Source organism: Wenyingzhuangia gracilariae (assembly GCF_056387575.1).
This window is the reverse complement of record NZ_CM150748.1, coordinates 2,813,677-2,839,630: the sequence shown is the minus strand read 5'-3', so window position 1 is coordinate 2,839,630 and position 25,954 is coordinate 2,813,677. Positions and strand designations below refer to the sequence as shown.

At 31.9% G+C, this 25,954-nt stretch carries 24 protein-coding genes; 12 read left to right on the top strand and 12 right to left on the bottom strand.

Annotated features, from left to right (window positions below; genetic code table 11):
* Nucleotides 1–8 precede the first annotated feature (8 nt).
* Together ACY2IJ_RS12440 and ACY2IJ_RS12435 are read right to left on the bottom strand one after the other, a co-directional pair.
* Nucleotides 9–623, bottom strand: a complete 615-nt coding sequence (locus ACY2IJ_RS12440; protein WP_476724676.1) for a GDSL-type esterase/lipase family protein — start codon at nt 621–623, stop codon at nt 9–11.
* Between the two features lie 75 nt (nt 624–698).
* The gene (locus ACY2IJ_RS12435) at nt 699–1,058 is read right to left on the bottom strand and encodes an MmcQ/YjbR family DNA-binding protein (RefSeq protein ID WP_476724675.1); all 360 of its coding nucleotides are present in this window, start codon (nt 1,056–1,058) and stop codon (nt 699–701) included.
* 84 nt (nt 1,059–1,142) lie between these two features.
* On the opposite strand from ACY2IJ_RS12435, the gene ACY2IJ_RS12430 reads away from it, so the two are divergent.
* Nucleotides 1,143–2,483, top strand: coding sequence for an aldehyde dehydrogenase family protein (locus tag ACY2IJ_RS12430; RefSeq protein ID WP_476724674.1), 1,341 nt, complete (start codon nt 1,143–1,145; stop codon nt 2,481–2,483).
* Here ACY2IJ_RS12430 and hemW read toward each other — a convergent pair.
* Both hemW and ruvC read right to left on the bottom strand, forming a co-directional pair.
* Complete coding sequence (gene hemW, locus ACY2IJ_RS12425) at nt 2,480–3,604, bottom strand: radical SAM family heme chaperone HemW (protein WP_476726564.1); 1,125 nt, start codon at nt 3,602–3,604, stop codon at nt 2,480–2,482. The two genes, ACY2IJ_RS12430 and hemW, sit on opposite strands and share 4 nt — an antisense overlap.
* Nucleotides 3,605–3,742: 138 nt before the next feature.
* Complete coding sequence (gene ruvC / locus ACY2IJ_RS12420) at nt 3,743–4,297, bottom strand: crossover junction endodeoxyribonuclease RuvC (protein ID WP_476724673.1); 555 nt, start codon at nt 4,295–4,297, stop codon at nt 3,743–3,745.
* A 56-nt stretch (nt 4,298–4,353) separates the two neighbouring features.
* Here ruvC and ACY2IJ_RS12415 point away from each other — a divergent pair, with 56 nt between their 5' ends.
* Genes ACY2IJ_RS12415 through ACY2IJ_RS12405 form a run of 3 tightly spaced genes read left to right on the top strand, consistent with a single transcriptional unit; the run spans nt 4,354 to nt 6,729 of the window.
* The gene (locus ACY2IJ_RS12415) at nt 4,354–5,250 is read left to right on the top strand and encodes a hypothetical protein (protein WP_476724672.1); all 897 of its coding nucleotides are present in this window, start codon (nt 4,354–4,356) and stop codon (nt 5,248–5,250) included.
* The gene (locus ACY2IJ_RS12410; protein WP_476724671.1) at nt 5,247–6,335 is read left to right on the top strand and encodes a glycosyltransferase; all 1,089 of its coding nucleotides are present in this window, start codon (nt 5,247–5,249) and stop codon (nt 6,333–6,335) included. The genes ACY2IJ_RS12415 and ACY2IJ_RS12410 overlap by 4 nt, the downstream gene beginning before the upstream one ends.
* A gap of 37 nt (nt 6,336–6,372) precedes the next feature.
* Entirely contained in the window at nt 6,373–6,729 is a 357-nt protein-coding gene (locus ACY2IJ_RS12405; RefSeq protein ID WP_476724670.1) for an SdpI family protein, read from the top strand.
* A 13-nt stretch (nt 6,730–6,742) separates the two neighbouring features.
* Here the strand turns inward: ACY2IJ_RS12405 and ACY2IJ_RS12400 are convergent, their stop codons facing one another.
* Both ACY2IJ_RS12400 and mnmC2 read right to left on the bottom strand, forming a co-directional pair.
* Nucleotides 6,743–6,877, bottom strand: coding sequence for a hypothetical protein (locus ACY2IJ_RS12400; protein WP_476724669.1), 135 nt, complete (start codon nt 6,875–6,877; stop codon nt 6,743–6,745).
* A 1-nt stretch (nt 6,878) separates the two neighbouring features.
* Nucleotides 6,879–7,544 carry a tRNA (5-methylaminomethyl-2-thiouridine)(34)-methyltransferase MnmC2 gene (gene mnmC2 / locus ACY2IJ_RS12395; protein WP_476724668.1) on the bottom strand — a complete coding sequence of 222 codons (666 nt, stop codon included), beginning with the start codon at nt 7,542–7,544 and terminating at the stop codon, nt 6,879–6,881.
* Between the two features lie 265 nt (nt 7,545–7,809).
* Here mnmC2 and ACY2IJ_RS12390 point away from each other — a divergent pair, with 265 nt between their 5' ends.
* The 6 genes from ACY2IJ_RS12390 to ACY2IJ_RS12365 all read left to right on the top strand — a co-directional run bounded on the left by ACY2IJ_RS12390 (nt 7,810) and on the right by ACY2IJ_RS12365 (nt 17,450).
* Nucleotides 7,810–8,883, top strand: a complete 1,074-nt coding sequence (locus ACY2IJ_RS12390; RefSeq protein WP_476724667.1) for a branched-chain amino acid aminotransferase — start codon at nt 7,810–7,812, stop codon at nt 8,881–8,883.
* 75 nt (nt 8,884–8,958) lie between these two features.
* Nucleotides 8,959–9,957, top strand: a complete 999-nt coding sequence (nadA, locus tag ACY2IJ_RS12385; RefSeq protein ID WP_476724666.1) for a quinolinate synthase NadA — start codon at nt 8,959–8,961, stop codon at nt 9,955–9,957.
* A 4-nt stretch (nt 9,958–9,961) separates the two neighbouring features.
* Nucleotides 9,962–11,545 carry an L-aspartate oxidase gene (gene nadB / locus ACY2IJ_RS12380; RefSeq protein ID WP_476724665.1) on the top strand — a complete coding sequence of 528 codons (1,584 nt, stop codon included), beginning with the start codon at nt 9,962–9,964 and terminating at the stop codon, nt 11,543–11,545.
* A 31-nt stretch (nt 11,546–11,576) separates the two neighbouring features.
* Nucleotides 11,577–11,888 carry a DUF6660 family protein gene (locus ACY2IJ_RS12375; protein ID WP_476724664.1) on the top strand — a complete coding sequence of 104 codons (312 nt, stop codon included), beginning with the start codon at nt 11,577–11,579 and terminating at the stop codon, nt 11,886–11,888.
* 62 nt (nt 11,889–11,950) lie between these two features.
* Nucleotides 11,951–16,258 (top strand): CusA/CzcA family heavy metal efflux RND transporter, encoded by a 4,308-nt coding sequence (locus ACY2IJ_RS12370; protein WP_476724663.1) that lies wholly within the window; start codon nt 11,951–11,953, stop codon nt 16,256–16,258.
* Between the two features lie 4 nt (nt 16,259–16,262).
* On the top strand, nt 16,263–17,450 hold the full coding sequence (locus ACY2IJ_RS12365; protein ID WP_476724662.1) for an efflux RND transporter periplasmic adaptor subunit: 1,188 nt from the start codon (nt 16,263–16,265) through the stop codon (nt 17,448–17,450).
* A gap of 65 nt (nt 17,451–17,515) precedes the next feature.
* On the opposite strand, the gene ACY2IJ_RS12360 is transcribed toward ACY2IJ_RS12365, so the two are convergent.
* From ACY2IJ_RS12360 to ACY2IJ_RS12340, 5 genes are all read right to left on the bottom strand, one after another.
* Entirely contained in the window at nt 17,516–20,314 is a 2,799-nt protein-coding gene (locus ACY2IJ_RS12360; RefSeq protein WP_476724661.1) for a PKD domain-containing protein, read from the bottom strand.
* A gap of 135 nt (nt 20,315–20,449) precedes the next feature.
* Entirely contained in the window at nt 20,450–21,154 is a 705-nt protein-coding gene (gene truB, locus ACY2IJ_RS12355; RefSeq protein ID WP_476724660.1) for a tRNA pseudouridine(55) synthase TruB, read from the bottom strand.
* Nucleotides 21,155–21,949, bottom strand: a complete 795-nt coding sequence (locus tag ACY2IJ_RS12350) for an undecaprenyl-diphosphate phosphatase (RefSeq protein WP_476724659.1) — start codon at nt 21,947–21,949, stop codon at nt 21,155–21,157.
* A gap of 1 nt (nt 21,950) precedes the next feature.
* A complete protein-coding gene (locus tag ACY2IJ_RS12345) occupies nt 21,951–22,190 on the bottom strand; it encodes a DUF3098 domain-containing protein (RefSeq protein WP_476724658.1) in 240 nt (79 codons plus the stop codon).
* Between the two features lie 3 nt (nt 22,191–22,193).
* Entirely contained in the window at nt 22,194–23,072 is an 879-nt protein-coding gene (locus ACY2IJ_RS12340) for a cell division protein FtsX (RefSeq protein WP_476724657.1), read from the bottom strand.
* A gap of 120 nt (nt 23,073–23,192) precedes the next feature.
* Here ACY2IJ_RS12340 and rbfA point away from each other — a divergent pair, with 120 nt between their 5' ends.
* Complete coding sequence (gene rbfA, locus ACY2IJ_RS12335; RefSeq protein WP_476724656.1) at nt 23,193–23,588, top strand: 30S ribosome-binding factor RbfA; 396 nt, start codon at nt 23,193–23,195, stop codon at nt 23,586–23,588.
* A 4-nt stretch (nt 23,589–23,592) separates the two neighbouring features.
* Nucleotides 23,593–24,795 carry an ABC transporter permease gene (locus ACY2IJ_RS12330; RefSeq protein WP_476724655.1) on the top strand — a complete coding sequence of 401 codons (1,203 nt, stop codon included), beginning with the start codon at nt 23,593–23,595 and terminating at the stop codon, nt 24,793–24,795.
* A 43-nt stretch (nt 24,796–24,838) separates the two neighbouring features.
* Here ACY2IJ_RS12330 and dusB read toward each other — a convergent pair whose 3' ends face one another.
* Nucleotides 24,839–25,849: a tRNA dihydrouridine synthase DusB gene (dusB, locus tag ACY2IJ_RS12325; protein WP_476724654.1), complete on the bottom strand. Its 1,011-nt coding sequence runs from the start codon at nt 25,847–25,849 to the stop codon at nt 24,839–24,841.
* Nucleotides 25,850–25,954: the final 105 nt, after the last annotated feature.

The following is a 25,954-nucleotide window of genomic DNA, read 5'->3' as shown; positions in this document are numbered from 1 at the left end:
GATTGTCATTACATAGATTTTTCTACAATTGCAGGAAAACATTCTTTGTGTTTAGAAATAATATCAAACCAAACTTTATATCCTTTTTTATTCAAATGCAAACCGTCTTCTATAAAATAATCTGTATTGGGTTTTCCTGATAAATCTAGAGTTGCTTTGTAAATATCTATAAAATGAAAATTTTCATCTAACTCTGTTAAATCTTTAATATTACTATTGGTGTACCTAATACTTCCTTCTAAATACCATCTGCTTGGACTTGGTTTTATAGAAACGAAAGTAACAGGAATCCCTCCGTAATCTTCTCTTATTTGTGTTAACAAAGTTTTAAAAAACAGTACAATTTCTTCTGGATGTCTACCATCTCCCAAATCGTTATCCCCTGCATAAATTATAATAGATTTAGGGTTTAAATCTTTAAAATTTTGTTTGTAAAACCAAGAACACGCTGCCAAAGTGGAGCCTCCAAAGGCTAAATTTATAGGTTTGTATTCTTTAAATAATTCAGGAATATCGTTCCATAAGTTAAATGATGAACTTCCGTAAAAAACCATTTCAGGAACGTAACTTAATTCTTTTTTCTCTCTTGCCAGTCTATCTAACTCTTCTTGATACCAAAACATCTTCCTTACTCTTTTATAGTGGACACACAAAGTTATGCAAATATTTTTCTTACCAACTAATTACAAACAATTTAACTATTTTATAAAGCCTAGTTCTTTCTGTTTCTTTTTGGTAAAACTATTTACCACCAAATTATAGGAATGATCTATCCATTTTTTAATTTCATTTGTATCCATATCGGCATCTAAAACAATCGTATTCCAATGTTTTTTATTCATATGATATGCAGCATTTACTGCTTGGTAATTTTCTCTTAACAAAATAGCCTCTTCCGGATCGCATTTTAAATTTACTCCATAAGGTAATCGCTCCAAACCTGTTAAAGCAAACATTTTATCAGCTACTTTAAAAACCAAAGTAGACTCATCAAAAGGAAAGCTTTCTGTTACGTGCGCTTTAGATATACAATAATCTCTTAAATTTTCTATGTTCATTTTTACTATTTTACTTGATATAGAACAACTTATCTACTAAGATACATTTTGTAAGTTTGTAAATAAAACTTAGTCTACTTTACAATGATTACAACCATCAATCCATATACACAAAAAGAAATTCATCAGTACAATTATTTAACGGACCATGAGTTAAATTTAAAATTAAATACAGCTCAAGAATCTTACAATAACTGGAAAAATTTTTCTTTTAAAGATAAAGAAGAGTTGGGTAAAAAACTAAAGGAATTATTACTAGAACGCAAACAGGAATTTGCTACTTTAATTAGCACAGAAATGGGAAAACCCATTACACAAGCTTTTGCCGAAATTGAAAAAACAAGTACACTTATTGACTATTTTACCAACAAAAGTGCTGCTTTTTTAGAAAATACGTTTTTAAACGAAAACACTTATATAAGCTACCACAGTACTGGAGCTGTTTTTGGAATTATGCCTTGGAATTTTCCTTTTTGGCAAGTATTCCGTTATGTGTTCCCTAATATTATGGCAGGAAATGTTTGCTTGTTAAAACATGCAAGCAATGTAACTGGAGCTGCTGTAGCTATAGAAAAATTATTTACAGATGCTGGTTATCCCGAAGCTGTTTTTAGTACGTTAATTATAGAAACCTCTCAAGTAGAGCAAATTGTAGCTCACCCAGTGGTACAAGGAGTTTGTTTAACAGGAAGTGCCAAAGCAGGAAGCTCTGTAGCTGCCTTAGCAGGTAAACACTTAAAAAAATCGGTATTGGAGTTAGGAGGTACAGATGCTTCTCTTATTTTAGAAGATGCTGATTTTGATACAGCTTTAACGTCGGCTTTTGAATCTAGAACTGCCAACTCTGGACAAGTTTGCATTGCTGCTAAAAGAATTTTTGTACCCAAAAACAAATTAGAGTATACACTTGATTTTTTTAAAGAAAAAATAGCAGGATTAACCCCTGGAGACCCTTTAAACAAAAACACCAAAATAGGTCCCATTTCTAAGGCAGAGTTTTTACCAACACTACAAAGTCAAGTAGAAGAAACGTTAAAAAATGGAGCAGAATTGATTGTAGGAGGAAAAATTAACGAACCTTTTTACGAAACTACCTTGTTAGTGGTTAACAAAGAAAACCCAATGTTAAAAGAAGAAATTTTTGGACCTGTAATTTGTGTAATTCCTTATGATAATTTAGAAACAACCATTAAGGATGTTAACAACTCTGATTACGGATTGGGAACCGCTATTTGGTCTACGGATATTAAAAAAGCAAAAAAATTAGCAGCACAAGTTGAATCTGGTTATGTGTCTATCAATTTTAAAGTAACATCAGATCCTAAGTTTCCTTTTGGGGGCGTAAAAAAATCTGGTTATGGAAAAGAATTAGGAGAACAGGGTTTAAAAACGTTTTTAAACGCTAAAACCAATACTGTAGCCTAAACCCAAAACAAATCACTAGCAATTCCATCGGCTAAAAACTTTCCTTTTTGTGTAGTTTTTAGCTGATTGTTGTTTAATTCTAAGGTTCCATTTTCTAGAAATGGTACAATTTGTTTTTCTAAAAAACTCTTGGTTTCCTCTCCAAAATCTGAAGTTATTCTTTCTAAAGAAACTCCCCAAATGGTTCGTAAACCCGTCATTATATATTCGTTATAAACGTCTTTCGCAGACAATTCTTCTTTTTCTGATGGTATTTTTCCTTGTTGCAATGCCAATATATACTTTGCATTGTTTGCAACGTTCCAGCTTCTTGTATTTCCATTAAAAGTATGCGCAGAAGGTCCAAAACCTAAATATCGCTTTCCTAACCAATAAGAAGTATTGTGCTTGGAATAAAAAGTTGGTTTTCCAAAGTTGGAAATTTCATAATGGTCAAAACCTGCTTGTGACAGTTCCGAAACTAAAATATCAAAATGAGTCGCAGCCAAATTCTCATCTAATTCAGGATACTTTTTATTTTTAATAAAATGATGCAAAGCCGTTCCTTCTTCAACCGTAAGTGCATAAGACGAAATGTGCTGAATACCAAAACTCAATGCTTGTTTTATATTTTGTTGCCATTCCTCATTAGACAAACCTGGAATTCCATACATCAAATCAATGGTAATATTCTTAAAATATTGTGTAGCTGTTTGCAAACACTGTAGCACTTCTTTAGCATTGTGCGCTCGGTTCATCATTTGCAATTCTTTATCTCCAAAAGATTGCACTCCAATACTTAGCCTATTAATTTCTGTATTTGCAAACCCTATTATTTTTGCATCCGATAAATCATCAGGATTGGCCTCTAGTGTAATTTCTGAATTTGTAATCACCCGATAATTAGCTCTAATTACGTTTATAATTTTTTGAAGTTCTGCTACTTCTAAAATACTAGGAGTTCCTCCTCCAAAATAAATAGTTTCTACTGTTTCATTTTTAAACTCATCAACCCTAAGAATAATTTCTTTTTCCAAAGCCTCTAAAAAAGTTTGTTTTTGTTTTAGAGAGGTTGAAAAGTGAAAATCGCAATAATGACATGCTTTTTTACAAAACGGAATGTGTATATAAATACCTGCCATTGGTTGTTGGTTGTTGGTTAAAAAATTTTCTTCTTTTTTCATCTCATAAAAACGACACTTCTTAACTCCTTATATTCTTAACTACTATACTCCTAAAAAAAGCCCTTTTACTTAATACTCTACACTTTTATACTGTACCTATTTTACAATTTTGCTTTCGTTCTGACTTACAAAACTTGCCCATCCACTATAATTCTTACCTCCTACTTTTACACCACTATTAAAATGATGACAAACCGCTGCTGCCAAACCATCGGTAGCATCTAGGTTTTTAGGCAATGTTTTTAAACTCAATAAACTTTTAAGCATTAAAGCCACTTGCTCTTTACTTGCGTTTCCATTACCTGTAATGGCCATTTTTATTTTTTTAGGCAAATATTCTGTTACCGGAATTTGTCTAGACAAACCTGCTGCCATAGCTACTCCTTGTGCCCTACCCAATTTTAACATTGATTGTACATTTTTACCAAAAAACGGAGCTTCAATAGCCAACTCATCCGGATGGTAGGTGTCTATCAACTCAATAGTACGTTCAAAAATCAATTTTAATTTTACATAAGGGTCGTTGTATTTACTTAACAACAATTCGTTCATTTGAACAAATTCCATTTTTTTTCCTACAACTTTTATCACCCCAAACCCCATAATGGTGGTTCCAGGGTCTATTCCTAATATAATTTTTTCTAAGGCCAATAAAGTGGATTTAACTATTTTAGCAAAGATAGCTAAAATGAATGCTACCTTAGTGCATGCTTAAATCAATTCATAAATATTTTTCTATTTTAAACCGTTTGCTAAAATACGTAGTAAGTTTTGCTGCCCTGTTTTACATAGGCTATAGAATTGCAACAACTTCTTTTAGTTCTACCGATGTTTATCATTTTTTACATCCTATTTCTTTTTTATTAATTCTAATTTGCTCTATAGGAAACTGGTGTTTTGAAATTTTAAAATGGAAAATTGTTATTCAAACGTTTGATAAAATATCGTTTAAAAAAGCTGCTTATGAAACCTTAGTGGCTTACACCTACGGATTGATTACTCCATTTAATTCTGGAAATTATTTAAAAAAAATTCTTTTTTATCCTAAAGAACGTAGCAAACAAATAGTGTTTTTAAACTTAAGCAAAGGAATGTATCAAATGCTAACCACTCTGCTTTTTGGAAGTTGGGGAGTTTACAAACTCATAGAAAAGATTGATGCCAGAGCTTTTAATCAACAAACCTTTTTAACCTTTACAGCATGTATTGGAATTGTGATGGCTATTTTCTTTAGAAAAAAAATCATCTTATATATAAAAAGTATCCCTGCAAAAACACACCTTTTATTGTTTGTATACTCGGTAATAAAATTTATTTTCTTTTCCTTTTTATTGGTTGTTTTATTGCATAACTACACGCTAGACAACACTGAACTATATGCGGGAATTTGTGCTATTTATTTACTTAGTTCTTTATTACCCATTTTAAATATTTTAGATTTTGCTATTAAAGGTAGTGTTGCTTTGTTTGTATTGCATCCTTTAGGTTATACAGAAGCTACTATTTTAATTGCTTATTTTATTTTATGGATTTGCAACCATGCAACTCCTGCAATTATTGGGAGTTTATTACAGTTCTATACACTTAAAAACAAACCTATATGATTTTAATTATTGGTCTTTATACTTTATTAATATTTGTTTTTACCCTTGGATTAATTTACTTACCAATAACAAAAATCAACACCCAAAACCCTCGTAAAAAATTTAGTATTATCATTCCTTTTAGAAACGAGGAATCTTCCTTAAATGCTCTTTTAGAAAGTATTCACAAGCTAGATTATCCTACACCTTTTTTTGAAGTTCTTTTGATTAATGATCAATCTATAGATGCTTCTGTAAAAATTATTGAGCATTGGCAAACTAAACTCACAAACATTACATTGCTTAACAATAAAAAAGCAAGCAATACTCCTAAAAAAGATGCTATTTCTAAGGGTATACAAGCTTCTAAATTTGATTTTATCATTACAACAGATGCCGACTGCATAGTTCCTAAAAATTGGCTACACACCTACAACACTCTTAGCACAGAACAACAAAGTTTGTTTATAGCGGGGCCAATTACCCTTATGGCTAAAAACAATTTTATTCACCAATATCAATTGTTAGATTGTTTAAGTTTAATAGGAGTAACCATGGGTAGTTTTGGACTTCAAAAACCAATTATGTGCAATGCTGCCAATATGGGATTTGATAAAAAACGTTACTTAGAAATACAGCAAAACCACCATTCTAACATAGCCAGCGGCGATGATATTTTTACTTTAGAAAGTTTTGTGAAACAAAACCCAGATAAAGTTCACTACTTAAACACTACAGAAGCTATTGTACGCACAAAGGCTGAAAACAATTGGACAGCTGTTTTTCAACAACGTATTCGTTGGGCTGCAAAAAGCACACATTATAAAAATAACTTTACCAAACTGGTAGGCTTATTGGTTTTAATTACCCAATTAACGCTACTTGTAAGTATTGCAATACAGCCTCTATTAGCGGTATTTTTATGGTTGGTAAAAATAGGTGTAGATGGAATTTTATTATTCATAACCACAGAAAAATTAAACCAAAAAATAAGTTATTGGAACTATTTTCAAATGGCCATTATCTATCCTTTGTTAAATACTTACATAGGTTTTAGAGCTTTGTTTGGAGGATATACTTGGAAAGAAAGAGACTTTAAAAGATAAGTTTTTTTTATATTTAAATAACCTAAAAACATATCTTATGTGGACTCAACTTCAGTTACTTATTACACCTATTTCCGCAGCAATTATCTCTATAATCACCGGTTTTTTAATGTTAAAGTTCCCTCCTAAAGAAATAAATGCACTATATGGTTACAGAACTAAAAGGTCTATGTCAACTAAAGAAAACTGGGATTTTTCTCAGAAGTTTTCTGCAAAAAAAATGATACAAACAGGAACTCTTCTTTTAATAGCTAGCTTTATTATTGCGGCTTTTAAAATTCCTCAAAAAGCACATCCTATACTTGTTATTACAGGAATTGTAGTAGCAGTGCTCTCCCTAATTTCTGTTATTTTTATTACAGAACACAAACTAAAGAACAGAAAAACAAACTAATTTTAAATTTCGTTTACTTTCCAAAAAACTGAGCAACTAAACTATCTGCATTCTTTAACAAATACAATACTACAAACAATACAACCACTAATAAAATTACTCTTATTCGGTTAGGCTTTTTTCTTTTTAATCTTGAAAACTCAGTCATTCTATTCTATTTTTGTTCCTCTCAACATTTCTCTTTTCCCTGGAGGACCTGGCAATCTTTCTACTAAAAAGCCAACTGCTTGCATGGCTCTACGCACACTACCTTTAGCTGCATAGGTTACTATTTTACCTCCAGGCTTCATGGCTTTAAACATGATTTCAAAAATTTCTTCTGTCCATAAATCTGGTTGTACTCTAGCACCAAAAGCATCAAAATAAATCAAATCAAAAACATTTTCATCATGAATATTATGAAAAAACATTTGTCGCTTTGTTAGCGTAAAATTAGGACTTACTTTTTGCGGTTTATTCCATGGCGTTAAGTGCATTTCTTCAAATTTGTGCGACAAATTTCTTGTATCCAATTCAGACACATAATTTAAAGCCAACAACTCATCTTCTCTTACCGGATACGCTTCTACACCAACGTAATTAATTGTTCTACCATCTTTAGCCGTTTCTAACAAAGTAATAAAAGCATTTAATCCTGTTCCAAAACCTACTTCTAGAATAGACAAATCATTTTTTTCAACAGATTTGTATCCCATTTCAATAAACACATGATAAGCTTCTTGTATAGCACCATGCGTAGAATGATAACTTTCATTCCAACTTGGGATATGAATGGTGGTAGAACCATCTGATGTAACAATAATTTTTCTTTTCAAAACAGTTAAAATTGCTGATGCAAATATAGCTATTAAATTTAATGCTGAATTGCTAAAATATGATTGTTTAGCACCTACCTGTTTAATTTCTAAATACGCTTTGTTTATCGGTTGTTTTGTGCCATTATTAATTCATTTAAAAGAAAAAAATAGACCTACAAACTTCTAAATAAAAAACCCTTAACTAAAAATATTTTTATTGCATACATTACAATTTTTATATTTACTTTTGTTCTTCATAAATATTTTTTTTACAAACGAAATCATGGGAATTAACAACCAGAACATCACGATTACAAAGTCTACAACTACAAAAATTAATGAGGTAGATTTTAACAACTTATCGTTTGGAGAAAACTTTACAGATCACATGTTTGAATGTGATTATATTGATGGAAAATGGACAAATGCGAAAATTAGACCTTATGGTCCCATTTCCTTAGACCCATCAGCTAAAGTATTCCACTACGGTCAAGCAATTTTTGAAGGAATGAAAGCCTACAAATCTGTCGATGGTGCCGTCTGGTTATTTAGACCCGAGGACAACCTTATCCGATTGAACAAATCTGCCATCCGTTTGGCTATTCCAGAATTTCCAAAAGACTTGTTTTTTGATGGAATGGAAATGTTATTAAACATAGATAAAGATTGGATTCAAACTACAGAAGGTAGTTCTATGTACATACGTCCGTTTATCATTGCAACAGAGCCAGGAGTATCTGCCTCTCCAGCAAAACAATATAAATTTATGTTTATTTTATCTCCTGCTCAATCTTATTACAGCGGAGAAGTAAGTGTATTGTTTGCAGACAAATACAGTAGATCTGCTAGCGGAGGAGTTGGTTTTGCTAAATGTGCAGGGAATTATGCTGGGCAATTTTACCCAACAAAATTAGCAAACGAAGCAGGATACCAACAAGTTGTATGGACAGATTCTAGTACACACGAAAACTTAGAAGAAGCAGGTACAATGAACGTATTTTTCAGAATTGGAGATACTTTAATTACCGCTCCAACATCTGATAGAATTTTAGATGGTATTACACGTAAAAGTGTAATTGCTATTGCAGAAAAAGAAGGTTACAAAGTAGAGGTAAGAGATATTTCTGTATATGAAATTGAAGAAGCTGCTAAAAACGGAACCTTGTTAGAAATGTTTGGAGCCGGAACAGCTGCTGTAATCAATCCTATTGTTAGTTTTAACTTTAAAGGAACTGATTATGATCTTCCTAAATTAGAAAATAGTTACGCATCTATTATAAAAAAGAAAATTACCGATATTCAAACCGGTAAAGCAGAAGATCCATTTGGATGGAAATATGCTGTAAGAACTATATAATCTAATCGACATATAAATTAAAAGAGCCTATTATAGGCTCTTTTTTTGTAAATTTGTACTTCAAAACTATTTTTAATGGACACTTTAGCTCAAGCAAAAGACAACTTAAATAAAAAAGGATTTTTAGACATCGATACCCAAAGTAATATTGATTATGTTGCTGAAATTAATCGACTAAAAAAAGAAAAAAACGCTGTAATTCTTGCACACTACTACCAAGAAGAGGCCATTCAAGACATTGCAGATTTTGTAGGAGATAGCTTACAACTAGCACAAGAAGCAGCCAAAACCAGTGCCGATATTATTGTTTTTTGTGGAGTTCATTTTATGGCAGAAACAGCTAAAATTTTAAATCCTAACAAAAAAGTTTTATTACCAGATTTAAACGCAGGTTGCTCTTTGGCAGATTCTTGTCCTCCAGAAGATTTTAGAGCTTTTAAACAAAAGTACCCAGATCATAAAGTAGTTACTTACATTAACTGTTCTGCTGAGATTAAAACCATGAGTGATATTGTTTGTACCTCATCAAATGCAGTAAAAATAATTAATTCTTTTCCAAAAGATCAAAAAATCATCTTTGCTCCAGATAAAAATTTAGGAGATTATTTAAACAAAGAAACAGGTAGAGATATGGTTTTATGGGATGGAGCTTGTATGGTACACGAAGCCTTTTCTATAGAAAAACTATTAACCTTAGCTTCTGAACACCCTGATGCTGAAATAATTGCCCACCCAGAATCTCCGTCACATATTTTAAAAACAGCAAGTTATATTGGTTCTACCGCCGGTTTGTTAAAATATGCAAGAGAGAGTAAAAACCATAAATTTATTGTAGCTACCGAAGCAGGAATTTTACACGAAATGATTAAACAAGTACCTAACAAAGAATTGATCCCTGCCCCATCGGAAGAGGACAATACTTGTGCTTGTAGTGAGTGTTTTTACATGCGTATGAACACCATGAAAAAATTATTTTTGTGTTTAGAACACGAATTACCTGCCATTGAGGTAGAAAAAAAACTTGCCGAAGCAGCATTAGTTCCTATTGAAAAAATGCTAGCGCTTTCTAAATAAAAACATGATTAAAACAGATTTTTTAGTTATAGGTTCCGGAATTGCAGGTCTTTCTTATGCTCTAAAAGTAGCCAGTTTTCATAAAAACGCATCCATTACTTTAGTTACAAAAGCAGAAAAGGAAGAAAGCAATACCAAATATGCTCAAGGTGGAATTGCTACAGTAACCAATACCAATATAGACTCTTTTGAACAACACATACAAGATACACTCATAGCAGGTGATGGTTTGTGCGATGAAGAAGTTGTTAGAATGGTGGTAGAAGAAGCTCCTAAAAGATTAGAAGAATTAATTGCTTGGGGAGCCCAGTTTGACAAAACCAACCAAGGTGATTATAGTTTGGGAAGAGAAGGTGGACATTCTCAAAATAGAATTTTACACCATAAAGACATTACCGGCTATGAAATTGCTCGTGCATTGTTAAAAGCCGTAGAGAACACACCCAATATTACCTTATTAGAAGATCACTTTACGGTAGATTTTATTACAGATCATCATATTTTAAGAGCCCAAGGTCACGAAAAAACAGTTACACACAGAGATCATATTACATGTTATGGTGCCTATGTGTTAGATGAAATTACTCAGAACATAAAAACCATTCAAGCCAAAGTAACTTTATTGGCTGCTGGAGGTAGCGGACAAGTGTACAGAACTACCACCAACCCTAAAATAGCTACAGGTGATGGAATTGCTATGGCCTATAGAGCCAAAGCCAAAATACAAGATATTGAATTTATACAATTTCATCCAACTGCATTGCACCAAGAACCAGCACAATCTCCAGCTTTTTTAATTACTGAGGCTGTTAGAGGTGAAGGTGGAATTCTTAGAAATAGCCATGGTGAGCGTTTTATGGAAAAATATGATGAACGTTTAGAGTTGGCTCCTAGAGATGTAGTAGCAAGAGCTATAGATACTGAATTAAAGCTTACTGGTGAAGATTATGTGTATTTAGATTGTACACACATTGATTCTAAACATTTTGTAAATCACTTTCCTAACATTACCAAAAAATGTAAGTCTTTAGGAATTAATGTTCATAAAGATTTTATTCCTGTTACTCCTGCTGCACATTATATATGTGGTGGAATTGCTGTAAACAAAAACGGACAAACCTCTATTGAAAACTTATATGCTTGTGGAGAGTGTTCTAGAACAGGTTTACACGGTGCAAATAGATTGGCTTCTAATTCCTTAATAGAAGCTGTGGTTTATGCACACAGAAGTTTTGTACATGCTACTCAAATATTAGATTCTTTAAATTTTAGAACTGACATTCCTGATTGGGATGACACCAATACTTCTCAAAACAAAGAGAATATTTTAATTACGCATGATAGAAAAGACATTCAGAAAATAATGAGTAATTATGTAGGAATTGTTCGCTCTGATATTCGTTTAAAAAAAGCAGCCAATCGTCTTGAAATTTTATATCAAGAAAATAAAGAATTGTATAAAACAGCAAAACTTTCAGTTCCAATTTGTGAACTTAGGAATTTAATTACCAATGCATATCTTATTATTAAAGCCTCTAGTGAACGTAAAGAAAATAAAGGTGGATTTTTTAATCAAGACTACGTGTAAACTTTAACTAAATAAATTACTTTTGTAAGTAATGAAACTTACATCGTATATATTATCCATCATTATTATTGCTATGGTAGCTATACCATGTAATGATGCTATTTATGCGAACATACATCACGAAGAAATTACCTCTTGTTTTTCAGATAATTCACATCACCAACAAGATGATTGCACACCTGTATGCAATTGTAATTGTTGCGGAACATTAATTATATTAACTAAAATTCAACTGTTTCAAAAAACAGAAATTTCTGTTTTTTACAAACACAATTACAACTACCGTTTTCATTATAGTCAAAAATACACCCACGGTGTTTGGCACCCTCCTATACTTAGTTAAACATTTTTATTAGAACAAGTACGTCTTGTTATCACATAAAGTTTAACTAAAATCACACAAAAATGTTTGATAAAATCATTGCTTATTCTGTTAAGAATAAGTTTGTTATAGGGTTATTTATGATGGCTCTTACTCTATGGGGTGTCTATTCTTTAAGACAAATACCCATTGATGCAGTTCCTGACATCACCAACAATCAGGTTCAAATAATTACAGTAAGTCCAACGTTGGCCACTCAAGAAATAGAACAATTTATTACTACTCCTATAGAATTATCTTTACAAAGTTTGCAAAAAACAGAAGAAATTAGGTCTATTTCACGTTTTGGCCTTTCGGTAATTACTGTTGTTTTTCAAGAAAATTACAATATTTATTTAGCCAGGCAATTGGTTAGCGAACGATTAAAAGAAGCACAAAACAATATTCCCAACGGATTAGGTACACCAGAAATGGCTCCTATTTCTACAGGTTTAGGAGAAATTTATCAATATGTTGTTAGGCCTCAAAAAGGTTATGAGGATCAGTACAATGCTACAGAATTACGAACCATTCAGGATTGGATTGTAAAAAGACAACTATTAGGTATTGAGGGGGTGGCCGAAATAAACTCTATGGGAGGACACTTAAAACAATACGAAGTTGCAGTAGACCCTAGTGTTTTAAAATCTATAAATTTAAGTATTACCGATGTTTTTGAGGCTTTAGAAAAAAGCAATGAAAATACTGGAGGAGCCTACATAGAAAAAAATCCAAATACATATTACATCAGAGCTCAAGGAATTGCAAAATCTATTACTGACATAGAAAACATTGTTATTCAAAACAAAAATAACATTCCTATTTTAATAAAAAATGTTGCAAAAGTACACTACGGAAAAGCTCCTAGGTATGGAGCTTTGGTAAGAGATGGTGAAGAAGTAGTTGGAGGAAGAGTAATGATGTTTAAAGGAGCTAACTCAGCCGAAGTTACAGAATTGGTAAAAGAAAAGGTTGTCCAAATTCAAAAATCTTTGCCAAAAGGTGTAATTGTAGAACCTTATTTGGTGAGAGACAAATTAATTAAAACTGCTATAGGAACTGTAGAAAAAAACCTAATTGAAGGAGGTTTAATCGTCATCTTCATCCTTGTTTTGTTATTAGGAAATTGGAGAGCAGGATTAATTGTGGCTTCTGTTATACCCTTTGCCATGCTATTTGCTATTTCTATGATGAACTTATTAGGAATTTCTGCCAATTTAATGAGCTTAGGAGCTATTGATTTTGGTTTGATTGTAGATGGTGCTGTAATTATTGTAGAAGCCATTGTTCACAGATTACAACTTAAACACGCAGGAAAAAAACTCACCAAAAAGCTAATGAACAAAGAAGTAATTTCATCTTCTCAAAAAATAAGAAGCTCTGCTGCCTTTGGAGAAATTATTATTTTAATGGTTTACATTCCTATTCTTGCCTTGGTAGGTATAGAAGGTAAAATGTTTAAACCCATGGCACAAACCGTTATGTTAGCCATTACAGGAGCTTTAATTTTATCGCTTACCTATGTACCTATGATGGCTGCTTTGTTTTTAAACAAAAACATTACCAATAAGAAAACTTTTGCAGATAGGTTTATTGAAAAAATCCAAAAAATATATCAACCTATTTTAGAAAAAGCCTTAAAGCATCAAAAAATATTTATTGGATCTACCTTGATGATTTTCTTATTGACTTTATTCGTATTTACAAAAATGGGAGGCGAATTTATTCCAACTTTAGAAGAAGGAGATTTGGCCATGCAGCAAATTTTACCTCCAGGTAGTTCTCTAACCCAAAGTATAGAAACTGCTAAAAAAATTCAAAACAAACTGTTAAAAGAGTTTCCTGAAATAGAGGACATTGTTTCTAATATTGGTGCAGCAGAAATACCTACAGATCCCATGCCTGTAGAAATTGCAGACTACACCTTAATAATGAAACCAAAAAACGAATGGATATCTGCTAATAATAGGTCAGAAATGTTTGAAAAAATAGAAGCTTCTTTGCATGATTTACCTGGAGTAGGCTATGAATTTTCACAGCCTATACAGTTACGTTTTAATGAGCTGATGACGGGAACCAAAGCCGACATTGCTATTAAGTTATTTGGAGACAATTTAGAAGTGCTATATAAAAAAGCAAAAGAGAGCGAAAAAATTATTAAAGCTTTAAAAGGTGTAGCTACTGTTAATGTAGAACAAACTGTTGGAATGCCACAAATTGTTATAGATTATAACTATTCCAAACTTGCCCAATATGGTTTGCACATTAGCAATGTGAACAAAATAATCCGTAGTGCTTTTGCTGGTGAAAAAGCTGGAATTATTTATGAGGGTGAAAAAAGATTTGATTTGGTAGTTCGTTTAGACCAAAACTACAGATCTAAAATTGAAGATATTGAAAACTTATTTATATCATTAGAAAACGGACATCAAATTCCGTTGAGCAGTATTGCTTCTATTTCTTTAAAAAATGCACCTATGCAAATTTCTAGAGAAAACACAAATAGAAGAATTGTAATTGGAGTTAATGTTGGTAGTACCGATGTTGAAACATTAGTAACTAAAATTCAACAAGAGCTAGACAACAAACTTGAATTGCCGTCTGGATATTATTTTACTTATGGAGGACAGTTTGAAAACCTAAAAGCAGCCAATGCACGTTTATCTATAGCCTTGCCAATTGCTTTAGGGCTTATTTTTATTTTACTCTATTTTACATTTGGTTCTTTTAAACAAGCAATTTTAATATTTACTGCAATTCCATTATCTGCCATTGGAGGTGTGTGGGCATTACAACTAAGAGGAATGCCTTTTAGCATTTCTGCAGGAATTGGATTTATTGCTTTATTTGGAGTTGCTGTATTAAATGGAATTGTACTCATTGGTTATTTAAATCAACTTAAAAAAGAAGGGATGAAAAATATACATGATAGAATTTTAGAAGGAACACAAGTGCGTTTAAGACCTGTTGTATTAACTGCTGCAGTGGCATCGTTAGGTTTTTTACCTATGGCTTTATCTACTTCTGGTGGTGCAGAAGTACAACGTCCGTTAGCAACAGTGGTAATTGGTGGATTGATTTCTGCCACTTTTTTAACTTTAATCATCTTGCCTATTTTATATCTGTGGATGGAAAACTGGCAACTTAAAAGCATTAAAATTTCATCAAAAAAAGCCCTATTGCTACTAGTATTATTTTGTATAGGAGTAAAAACACAGGCACAAGAAAAAACCATTACGCTAAAAAAAGCTATTCATATAGCCTTAGAAAATCATCCTAAACTAAAAGCAGCATCTTTGGAAGTTACTAAAAATAAGTCTTTACAACACAAATTGTACTTGCTAGGAAATACTTCTATTGGTTACAAAGGCGATGGTTTGTTTGTAGAAAACAATCAACAAGTAAATCAAATTACCATTTCTCAACAATTTAACAACTTGGGTAATTCTAAAGCTAGCAATCGTTTGCAAAACGAAATTACTACGCAAAGTACTTTAGAACAAACTTTATTAATTAGCAAAGTTTCTTACCAAGTAAAACAAGCATATTACGAGTTACAACATCAGCAAAAATTAAAAGGCCTGTATACACAATTGGCAGAAATTTACACACAGTTTAGCAAAATAGCCAAAGCTAGAGTAAAGTCCGGAGCAGCTAATAATATAGAGGCTTACACGCTAGTGTCTAAATTAAAAGAATATGAACTGCTTATCAAGCAATCGGATTTAGAAATACAAAACTCTAAAAAAAAGCTACAATCTATTTTAAACAGTAATCATCAATTCTTGGCAACAACTAACTTAACCAAAAGTAAAGTGCATTTTAAAGACAGCTCTAATGTGGTTTGGTTAGAAAAAAGCAAACAAAACATAGCCATTGCACAAGCAAAAATGAATGTAAGTAAAATGCAATTAAACCCTAGTTTTACGATTGGTTACGCGGCTCAAAATTATGTGCAAGGAGGTTGGCTAAATGGTATAGCTGGGGGCATTAATATTCCCTTGTTTAACAACCAAATTAAACAGAAAATAAAAGCTCAAAAAATGGATATAGCCATTGCTGAACAACACTATAAAAGTGATGTATTGAGCTTTGAGCAGGAAATAAACAATGCAAAGAATCAAGTAATTGTATACCAAGAGGGAGTTGACTTTTACGAATCACAAGTCAAACAAATCAATCCAGAAATGATTAGAATCTCAAAATTAAATTATCAGGCTGGAGAAATATCTTACTTAGAATTATTAAGCACCCTACAAATGGTAAGCAACAATGAGCAAAAATATTGGAATCAATTATTGGCACACAACAACGCTGTGGCTTACTATCAATTTATTACCCATCAATACTAAACTTATGAAAACACCTATAAAAGTTATTTTTAATTCATTTTTATTATTAACTGTAATAAGTGCTTGTCAACAAAAAACCTCTAACAAGCCTACAGAACAAAACGAAACACATGAACATCATGAAGAAGAAAACACTCATTTAAGCAACGCACAAATCAAAACCATTGATTTACAATTTGGTGATTTTTCTAAAATAAAAATAAATCACTTTGTTAAAGCTACGGGGGTTTTGGGACTTCCACCAAATGCTTTTTCTTCGGTAAATGCTAAATATGAAGGAATTATATCGGGACATAAAAAGTTTATAGAAGGTGATTTTATTCATAAAAATGAAAATATTGCCTATTTAGAAAACCCTGATTTTATAGTAAAACAACAAGATTTTTTAAAAATTAAAGCACAACTAGAACTTCAACAAATAGAATTTAACAGGCAACAAGAGTTGATACATGCCAATGCAGGAATTCCTAAAAACTTACAAACAGCACAAGCTAAACTTAACATGTTACAAGCTGAATATATGGGTTTAAAACAACAATTAAATTATTTAGGTATTGCCACGCATTCTTTAAACACTAAAAACATTGTACATCAAATTCCCATAAAAGCTCCTATGAGTGGTTTTATTACCAAAATAAACATGTACAACGGTGTGTATGTACAACCCCATATTTCTTTAATGGAAATTGTAGCCAATGATCATATTCACCTAGAATTAGATGTGTTTGAAAAAGACATTGATAAAATTAAAGTGGGACAAAAAATAAGTTATACCACTCCCGCTATTAATCAACAAATATATAATGGAGAAGTAAGTGTAATAGGTAAAGAGTTTAACGGAACTGCCAAAACGGTTAGAGTACACGGACATTTAGAAAAAAACAGACCTATTTTTATTAAAGACTTATTTATAAATGCTAAAATTTGGCTAAACAACAAAACGGTAAATGCTTTGCCTGAAAATGCTGTTGTAAAAGAAAATGGCAACGAATTTATTTACGTTGCTAACGTAGAAAAAAACAATGACGATACAGAATTCTTAAAAATTAATGTTAAAACAGGGGCAAGCCACAATGGTTTTACACAAGTTACTCCTATTGATGAAATTCCTAAAAACATGAAAATTGTAACGCAAGGTGCTTATTATATTTATGCACAATCTAAAAACGGAGAATTGAGTCACGAACATTAACCAACATTCCTTAAAGCAAAAAGCACAGCCAAATGGCTGTGCTTTTTTGTGTGTTAACAATTATTTTATTGCTTGATAAACTTTTGAATAGTCCTACTTTTATTTTTTGTTAAAATTAAAATATAAGTCCCTTTGTTTAATTGAGCTACATTAATTTCTTTATGTTGTAACTCCCCAAACATTACCTTTCTTCCTAAAACATCTAACACCTCATAGTAAACTACCTCATTATTAAAAATCTCTATACTTAAAACAGTACGCACTGGGTTAGGGTGTATGCCTATTTTAGTTTTGCCAAAATCTTGATTATTTAAAGAAACATCTTCTTTAAACGCAACATTATCTATAGCAAAATCACTTCTATAACCTGTTCCTCTAACAGATCTAAATCTTATTTTAACCATTTGATTGGCATAAGAAGACAAATCAATATTTTCTTCAATAAAAGCATCAGCACTAGCTGTTTGTACTTTGTTTTCATAACTTTTTAAAGTAGTTGGCCATGTTGCACCTGCATCGGTACTAATATCTACGTAACACTCTCCTATTTGATTTAGATTGTCATATGAAGAATAAAAATGATACGCATAACTTAACACAGGATGATTCCCTAACGCTACACAAGGAGATATTAATTCTGTAACTTCTCCTGTTCCAACTGGGCTAGACTCTACAAATAAATAATGTCCTGTTGTTGTGGCATCTGCATCTGTTTCCGGACCTGTTCCTCCTGTTGGTGTGCTTCCTTTTCCTACTTTCCATACATAACCCGTAGCAGCCTTTACAGTGGTCCAACTTTGTTCATTTACCTCAGAATTGTTTGTAAAGTTGTTAAAGTTTTCAATATAATCCCCTATTTTTTCAGCTCCTATGGTTATCGTATTATCCGTAAAAACTTTGGTTAACGATTCAGATTCATTTGCTACTGTTAATTTTACGGTATGAGTTCCTTTTCCGAACGTGTATGATGGGTTTTGAAGAGTACTATCTATAATTCCATCGTTGTTAAAATCCCAAGCCCAAGAAGTAATTGCACCTGTTAATAAAACACTAGTATCTGTAAAATCTACACTTAAGTTATTTACACATACTCCTGAATTTTTATTTGTGGTATAACTAACCGATGAAACATTCTTAAATTCAACATTATCTATGGCAAAATCTTCTTTAAAGCTATTTCCTCTTATAGCTCTAAACCTTACTTTTACTGTTTGATTTGCATATGCCTTTAGATAAATACTTTCTTGCTTAAAAGCCTCGTTACTGCTTGTTTGCACAGGTTTGTCGTAGGTAACTAAAGAATTTATCCAAGTAGCACCTCCGTCTGTACTAATATCTACATGTAAAGTTCCTATAGAAGAACTTTCTGAAAAAATATGATATTTATAGTTTAAAAATGGATTTGCTCCTAACTTTACACATGGTGAAATTAGTTCTGCTACTTCTCCTGAACCTGTAGGACTAGATTCTACATACAAATAATTTTTATTTGGGTCTCCATCTCCATCTGCATTAGGACCAGTTCCATTTGTAGGTGTGTTTCCACTTCCTATTTTCCATCCATATCCTGTTGCTGCTGTTACTTTAGACCAATTTTCTTCAAGATTTCCATTCGCAATAAAATCGTTAAAGTTTTGTTCGTAACTCTCTTCCTCTGCTCCTACATATATTGTTTTATTGTAAAAAACCTTGGTTACATTTTGGCTTCCGTTAGAAATGGTTAAAGCCACTGTATGTTTCCCTTCTGGGTATGTATACGATGGATTTTGAAGAGTGCTATCTGTAATACCATCATTGTTAAAATCCCAAGCCCACGAGGTAGCCCCTGTACTATTATCTGTAAATTGAACAGTTAAACTAGTAGCACAGCTAGAAGAAACATTTACAGACATATCTACCGATATAGAAGGACAAATAAAATCATCTCTTAAAGAAGACTTTAACACAGCATACATACGTGCTTTTTGCTCATCACTAAAATGATCTCTACAATTTCTTCTAGAATAAGACATTAAATTTCTTGTATTCGGGTTGAATAAATCGCCATTGGCATCCGTAATAGTTCCTGAATACACACAGTTAACATCTACATTTCCATTTGCTTGTACGTTAGGATCTGCTGGAGTATCACAAAAACCGTCTCCAGCTGTTGTACAGTTAGAACCATCTACCAATTCTCGTTTGCTTATATCGTCATTATCAAAACCTTCATGCGTGTGTTGCAATCCAAAAAAGTGTCCCATTTCATGAGATAATGTGGTTCCATTTTCAAGAATATCATACCCTAATACCATTATATTTGGTCCACCAGGGTAGTATGCATATCCGTTACCACTAACTAAGTTCGTTACTATTAAATTGATGATGTTATCTTTTATATAACCATTTTCTATTAAATACTGTTGATCGTTTTCTGTAACTCCATTCCCTTCAATTTCTTCATCTTCAACAGAATCATTAAAGTTTTGTAAATCATCATCGTTGATATAAGTAATGTTATCACAACGAAAAAACTCCATATAAGAATCGTTAAAAAAACCATTCATAGTACTAATAGATGCATCTGCCTCTGGTTCTGTAATATGATTTCCAGATCCATCAGCCTTTCTAATTACAATCACATGAATAGGAATGGTGGTTAACTGAGGGCTTGCTGTTTTAGCTCCATAAACAGCTCCTTGCTTGGCTTGATTTTTTTTGCTTTTGTACTCTTCTTCAAAAACAGATAAATGATTCCTGTTATTGTTTAACAATTGTTGATACGCTGCAGCATTGGGCGGATCATCATTATCTACTTGAGCTGTTAAATTACTAGCTATTACTAATAAAATAAATAGAATTTTTTTAGAGTAATTGTGTTTCATATCATATCAATTTTTTCGCAAAAGTAGAATATAATATTTAAACTATTAATTACCCAAATGCTAAAAAAAAGATAAGATTTAAGAAATGTTTATGTTCCTTGTAAATAAGGTAAAAACACAGTAATTCTCTGCGGTTTATTCTGATGTATTGATACCAAAATCTTCTAAAAATGCATTTACAGAAATTGCATTTTTCACGTCAAAATTTCCAATTTTAGTTCTACGTAAAGCAGATAAATGAGAACCCGAGTTTAATGCCAATCCAAAATCATAAGCTAGAGAACGAATGTAAGTCCCTTTGCTACAAGCTACTCTAAAGTGTACATTTGGAAAATCTATACTTGTAATTTCAAAAGCAGAAATGGTAACTTTTCTAGATTTTATTTCGGTTGTTTTTCCTTCTCTTGCTAATTCGTACAAACGTTTCCCTTCTTTTTTAATTGCCGAAAAAATAGGAGGTTTTTGATCTATTTCTCCTACAAATTGCTGAGTTGTTTCACGAATTATTTCTTCGGTAATATGTTCTGTAGGATAGGTTTTATCAACCTCGGTTTCTAAATCATAACTTGGTGTAGTGGCTCCTAAAGTTATGGTACCTGTATATTCTTTATGTTGTGCCTGATAGGTTTCTATTTTTTTAGTAAACTTTCCGGTACATAAAATTAGCAAACCTGTAGCTAAAGGATCTAAAGTACCTGCATGCCCTACTTTAATGTTTTTAATTTTAAACTGTTGTTTTATTACCCAACGAAGTTTGTTAACCACTTGAAATGATGTCCAGTGAAGAGGTTTGTCTATTAACAACACCTGACCCTCTTTGTATTCCTCTAATGTTTTCATTTAAGCTAAAAATGTATACGCAATGGCTATAACTCCTACAACTGCACAATAAATTGAAAAATAAATTAGTTTGCTTTTTTTAACCAAAGCAATCATCCACTGGCAAGCAACCAATCCTGCCACAAATGCAGCAATAAAACCAATAGACATTGGAATCATTTCTTCAGAATCAAAATGCAAATCTCCTCCTAAAACATCTTTCGCAATTTTACCTAATATTAAAGGAACAACCATTAAAAAAGAAAATCTTGCGGCTTTGTTTCTATCAACCCCTAACAATACCGATGTAGAAATGGTTGCACCAGATCTAGAAATACCAGGCAACATGGCTATGGCTTGTGATATTCCTATAATTACGGATCCTACTACGGTAACACCTTTATTGGTTGTTTTGGCTCTATCTGCCAATAACAGCAATACTGCAGTTACTAGCAACATGGCACCTACAAATAAAATTTTTCCTCCAAAAAAAGATTCTAATTCTTTTTCAAAAGCCAATCCTATAACTACAGCAGGAATCATAGAGAGTACAATTTTTAAAGAAAATAAAAACTCTTCATTTATTTTAAACTGAAACAATCCTTTTAAAATTTGAAATACTTCTTTTCTAAAAATAACCAATGTACTTAAAGCGGTAGCAAAATGTAAAACTACAGTAAAAGTTAAACTTTCCTCGGGTATAGAATGATCTCCTAAAATAAACTTGGCTATTTCTAAATGTCCGCTAGATGATACTGGTAAAAATTCTGTCAATCCTTGAATGATACCTAAAATAATTGCTTCTAATAATCCCATGTTATTTTTTTGAAGGGTTGGCTAATATGGCCCAAATTTCTATTCCAAAACCAATCAACACCAATGTTGGTGCAACTCTTATTCTTCTAAAATTATAAATAGCTTGGTTAAAGACTTCTGGATCATCGGATCCACCACCAGACATTAAAATAAAACCTATTCCTATCACTATCAATCCTAAAATCATTAATTGATAGTTCTTTTTTCCAAATACAAATTCGGATGCAAATTTTCCTTTCATAACCTAAAAATAAAGTTGATCTGTTTTTAATCGTAAAAAACGTTGTGTTGCCAAAAATGAACTAAATGCTGTAATAAAAAAAGCTACACCAAATATTCCTCCTACTACCATGGCTAGTACTTGTTTATCTTCTAACAAAGCCAACGCAGGTAATTTGTCGTTTACTTTGTAGCAAAAACTTACCAAAATAACAGATGCTAAGAAAGCTCCTATCAATCCTAAACGCACACTAGACCATATAAAAGGTTTGCGTATAAATGATTTGGTTGCCCCTACCATTTGCATGGTTTTAATGGTAAATCTTTTAGAATATATAGATAGTCTTATAGAACTATTTAACAACAATATGGCTATAAAAGCCAATACAGAAGCACCAATAATTAACCAAAAACCAATACTTTTTATATTTTTAGTTAATAAATCTACCAAAGGAGCATCATAAGCAACCTCATCAATAAACCCATTTTTTTCCAATTCTTTAGAAATGTATACCAATTGTGCAGGGTTTACAAAATCTGCTTTTAACCTTATTTCATAATAACTTTTTAAAGGATTATCCCCTAAAAAAGTTAAAAAGTCTTCTCCAATGTCTTTACTAAACTCTTCTGCAGCTTGCTTTTTAGATACAAAATGTATTTTATATATGTATTCTTTTTCTTTTAAAAAGGTTTCTAAATCTTTTTTATCTGCAGTCTTTAAATTGTTTTTAAGATATAAAGTAACCGATACTTTTTCTTTAAAATAACTACTTAAATTTCTATATTTTAAAACGGTTAAGCCTAAAAAACCCACCATTAACAACACCATTGTAATACTAATAACTACAGATAGGTACGATGCAAGCAGTCGTCTTTTTTGATACTTTTCGAAAGATTTAGACATACAGTAATTTCAAATTTTGTTGCAAGGTACTATCAAAAAATGATTATTAAAAATGAATGTTGTTGAATTGTTTATTTCTCCAATTGTTTATTTGTTAATTGCAAATTGTATCTTTGTTTTATGGAAGAAACAAATAGACAAAAGAAAATTGCTGGCGTAATTCAAAAAGATTTAGCCGAGGTTTTACAAGCCGATGCTAGAAACGGATTGCGTGGCGTTATTATATCTGTATCTAAGGTAAATGTTACCGCTGATTTGGGACAAGCAAAAGCATATTTAAGTGTATTTCCATCAGAAAAAAGAGAGGCTATTTTAAAGGCTGTTACTGACAATACAGCATCTATAAGACATGAATTGGCACAAAGAACCAAACATCAATTAAGAAGAATGCCTAATTTGTTGTTTTTTGGTGATGACTCTTTAGATTATATTGAAAACATTGATGCTTCTTTAAAAGGTAAAGATGTGAATCCTATTCACAATCCTGATATCTTAGATAAAAGAAAAAAATCTTAAACTTTTGAAGTTTCCATTATACATTGCCCAACGATATTTAAAATCTAAGAGTGGTAATAATATTATTAACATTGTTACCATTTTAGCTTGCTTAGGTGTGGTTGCTGGTACAATGGCTCTTTTTATAGTACTTTCTGTATTTTCTGGAATTAAAGATTACAGCTTAAGTATTCTAGATACTCATACTCCCGACATTAGGGTTACTCCAAAACAAGGAAAATCTTTTTTGGTAGATGCTAATTTTCTTAACATTTTAGCCAATACCCCTAACGCTATACATTATACAAAGATTTTAGAAGATCGTGCTTTTTTTAAAAACAAAGACAAAGAAACCATTGCCTATATAAAAGGAGTTGACAGTTTGTTTAACAAAGTAATTCCTATTGACACATCTGTTATGATAGGAGAATGGTTTGCTGCAAACAGCACTAATAGTTGTGTTACTAGTTTTAAGTTAGCAAATGAGTTAGATGTAAATGTGTATACTCATAAATTATTTAGCTATGTTCCAAAAGCAGGAAAAGGATATATAACCAATCCTAAAAATGCCTTTAGAAGTGTTCAACCACAAATTATTGGTATAATTTCCAATCAAAACCAAGAAGAAAATAAATATGTGTATGTACCCCTTATTTTAGCTCAGAAATTATTAGGGAAACAAACCAATGAAGTTAGTTCTATTGATATTGTAATGGCTAACAATTCTTCTGCTACTAGCACTATTCAATACTTAAAAAACAACCTAACCAATTGCACCATTTCTAAAAGAGAAGAGTTGAACAGTTCTTTTTACAAAATTCTTAATTCCGAAAAACTAATTGCTTATTTGGTTTCTTTATTGGTTGTTGTTATGGTACTATCTAACACTAGTGGAACCATTATTATGGTTATTGTAGATAAAAAGAAAGACATAAAAACCTTAATAAACATGGGAGCTCCATTGCAAAAAGTAAGAAGAATTTTTGCCATTTATGGGTTTTTATTAAACTTAGTTGGAATGTTTATTGGTTTGCTTTTAGGTATGACTTTGGTTTTTATTCAAATTAAATTTGAACTTGTAATGATTACCCCTAGCATTGCATATCCTATTGCTTTTGAATGGTTAAACGTTGCTACCGTTTGTATAACCATTATTATATTTGGGGCTTTGGCTAGTTTATTAGCCAGTGGTAGAATTTCTGAAAACTTTATAAAAAGAAGATCTTAATAAAAAAACACAATCATAAAATTATGATTGTGTTTTTTTTAATTTATTTCTGTAGTAAACTTTCTTGAGAAATATTTCCAAATTTGTCTACAATTTCATTCATAATATCATAAACTCCTTGGGCAGAATCTTCGGTTACCAAACGTATTCTATACTCCTTAAAATTTCTAATTCCTTTAAAGTAGTTTGCATAGTGTCTGCGAGTTTCCATAACTGCTTGTATTTCGTTTTCTTTCCAAGCAATTTCCATTTCTAAATGTCTTCTAGCTACCTCAACTCTATCTGCAATAGAGGCTATTGGTAAATGTTCCCCTGTGGCCATAAAATGTTTTACTTCTTTAAAAAACCACGGATTTCCTATAGAAGCTCTACCAATCATACAACCGTCCAATCCATAATCATCTCTCATTTCAATAGCACGTTCTGGAGTGTTTACGTCTCCATTTCCAAAAACAGGAATGTGCATTCTAGGATTGTTTTTTACCGCTGCAATTCTCGTCCAATCTGCATTTCCTTTATACATTTGAGCTCTCGTACGACCGTGAATAGAAATAGCTGCACAACCTACATCCTGTAATCGTTCTGCCACTTCTTCAATCATAATAGAATTTTCATCCCAACCTAAACGAGTTTTTACGGTAACCGGCAAGTGTGTATGTTTTACCATTTCTTTGGTGAGAGATACCATTAAATCAATATCTTTTAAAATACCTGCTCCAGCACCTTTGCTCACCACTTTTTTAACAGGACATCCAAAATTGATATCAATAATATCTGGTTTAGATTGCTCTACAATTTCTACAGTACGTAACATTGACTCTAAATTAGCTCCAAAAATTTGAATTCCAACTGGACGTTCTTTTTCATAAATATCCAATTTTTTTACACTTTTGGCAGCATCTCTAATGAGCCCTTCTGATGATATAAACTCTGTATATACCAAATCTGCTCCTTGTTCTTTACACAAAGCTCTAAATGGAGGATCACTTACATCTTCCATAGGAGCTAACAACAACGGAAAGTCATTCAATTCTATATTGCCTATTTTCACCATAATGCTCTTATTTTTAGCTTCCAAAAAAATTGGATTGCAAAGATACTATTTTAATAATAATCCTTTTACTAACAAAAAAGTTCTTCAATAACTGAAGAACTTTTT

Excerpts from the sequence above, each read along its gene's own strand:
- ACY2IJ_RS12440 (WP_476724676.1), bottom strand. The coding sequence starts at position 623 with ATGTTTTGGTATCAAGAAGAGTTAGATAGACTGGCAAGAGAGAAAAAA.
- dusB (WP_476724654.1), bottom strand. The coding sequence starts at position 25,849 with ATGGTGAAAATAGGCAATATAGAATTGAATGACTTTCCGTTGTTGTTA.
- ACY2IJ_RS12360 (WP_476724661.1), bottom strand. The coding sequence starts at position 20,314 with ATGAAACACAATTACTCTAAAAAAATTCTATTTATTTTATTAGTAATA.
- ACY2IJ_RS12365 (WP_476724662.1), top strand. The coding sequence starts at position 16,263 with ATGAAAACACCTATAAAAGTTATTTTTAATTCATTTTTATTATTAACT.
- truB (WP_476724660.1), bottom strand. The coding sequence starts at position 21,154 with ATGAAAACATTAGAGGAATACAAAGAGGGTCAGGTGTTGTTAATAGAC.
- ACY2IJ_RS12430 (WP_476724674.1), top strand. The coding sequence starts at position 1,143 with ATGATTACAACCATCAATCCATATACACAAAAAGAAATTCATCAGTAC.
- ACY2IJ_RS12390 (WP_476724667.1), top strand. The coding sequence starts at position 7,810 with ATGGGAATTAACAACCAGAACATCACGATTACAAAGTCTACAACTACA.
- ACY2IJ_RS12415 (WP_476724672.1), top strand. The coding sequence starts at position 4,354 with ATGCTTAAATCAATTCATAAATATTTTTCTATTTTAAACCGTTTGCTA.
- ACY2IJ_RS12350 (WP_476724659.1), bottom strand. The coding sequence starts at position 21,949 with ATGGGATTATTAGAAGCAATTATTTTAGGTATCATTCAAGGATTGACA.
- rbfA (WP_476724656.1), top strand. The coding sequence starts at position 23,193 with ATGGAAGAAACAAATAGACAAAAGAAAATTGCTGGCGTAATTCAAAAA.
- ACY2IJ_RS12410 (WP_476724671.1), top strand. The coding sequence starts at position 5,247 with ATGATTTTAATTATTGGTCTTTATACTTTATTAATATTTGTTTTTACC.
- ACY2IJ_RS12345 (WP_476724658.1), bottom strand. The coding sequence starts at position 22,190 with ATGAAAGGAAAATTTGCATCCGAATTTGTATTTGGAAAAAAGAACTAT.
- hemW (WP_476726564.1), bottom strand. The coding sequence starts at position 3,604 with ATGGCAGGTATTTATATACACATTCCGTTTTGTAAAAAAGCATGTCAT.
- ACY2IJ_RS12340 (WP_476724657.1), bottom strand. The coding sequence starts at position 23,072 with ATGTCTAAATCTTTCGAAAAGTATCAAAAAAGACGACTGCTTGCATCG.
- ACY2IJ_RS12375 (WP_476724664.1), top strand. The coding sequence starts at position 11,577 with ATGAAACTTACATCGTATATATTATCCATCATTATTATTGCTATGGTA.
- nadB (WP_476724665.1), top strand. The coding sequence starts at position 9,962 with ATGATTAAAACAGATTTTTTAGTTATAGGTTCCGGAATTGCAGGTCTT.
- ACY2IJ_RS12400 (WP_476724669.1), bottom strand. The coding sequence starts at position 6,877 with ATGACTGAGTTTTCAAGATTAAAAAGAAAAAAGCCTAACCGAATAAGA.
- ACY2IJ_RS12370 (WP_476724663.1), top strand. The coding sequence starts at position 11,951 with ATGTTTGATAAAATCATTGCTTATTCTGTTAAGAATAAGTTTGTTATA.
- ACY2IJ_RS12405 (WP_476724670.1), top strand. The coding sequence starts at position 6,373 with ATGTGGACTCAACTTCAGTTACTTATTACACCTATTTCCGCAGCAATT.
- nadA (WP_476724666.1), top strand. The coding sequence starts at position 8,959 with ATGGACACTTTAGCTCAAGCAAAAGACAACTTAAATAAAAAAGGATTT.
- ACY2IJ_RS12435 (WP_476724675.1), bottom strand. The coding sequence starts at position 1,058 with ATGAACATAGAAAATTTAAGAGATTATTGTATATCTAAAGCGCACGTA.